The sequence below is a fragment of the Streptosporangium fragile genome, assembly GCF_039534445.1.
In the GTDB taxonomy this organism is placed as follows: domain Bacteria; phylum Actinomycetota; class Actinomycetes; order Streptosporangiales; family Streptosporangiaceae; genus Streptosporangium; species Streptosporangium fragile.
Map to the genome: position 1 here is coordinate 1 of NZ_BAAAVI010000208.1, position 521 is coordinate 521.

General features: G+C 67.9%; 1 pseudogene. It reads left to right on the plus strand.

The features are described from left to right. Nucleotides 1–521, plus strand: a pseudogene (gene groEL, locus ABD841_RS40675) (chaperonin GroEL); the annotation flags it as partial.

Below are 521 nucleotides of genomic sequence, written 5' to 3' on the forward strand. Positions count from 1 at the left end.
CTTCGGCCTGGAGCTGGAGCTCACCGAGGGCATGCGCTTCGACAAGGGCTACATCGCCCCGCTCTTCATCACCGACTCCGACCGGCTCGAAGCGGTCCTGGACGATCCCTACGTTCTCGTCGTGAGCGGCAAGGTCTCCGCCAACAAGGACGTGGTGCCCCTGCTCGACAAGGTCGTGCAGGCCGGCAAGCCGCTGCTGGTCATCGCCGAGGACGTCGAGGGCGAGGCCCTGGCCACCCTGATCGTCAACAAGATGAAGGGCATCTTCCGCTCGGTGGCGGTCAAGGCCCCCGGCTTCGGTGACCGCCGCAGGGCCATGCTCGGCGACATCGCCATCCTGACCGGCGGCCAGGTCATCGCCGAGGAACTGGGCCTGCGGCTGGAGAGCGCCACCCTCGACGTGCTGGGCCGGGCCCGCAAGGTCGTGGTGACCAAGGACGAGACCACCATCGTCGACGGTGCCGGTGACGCCGAGCAGATCGCCGGCCGGGTCAACCAGATCCGCGCCGAGATCGAGAACA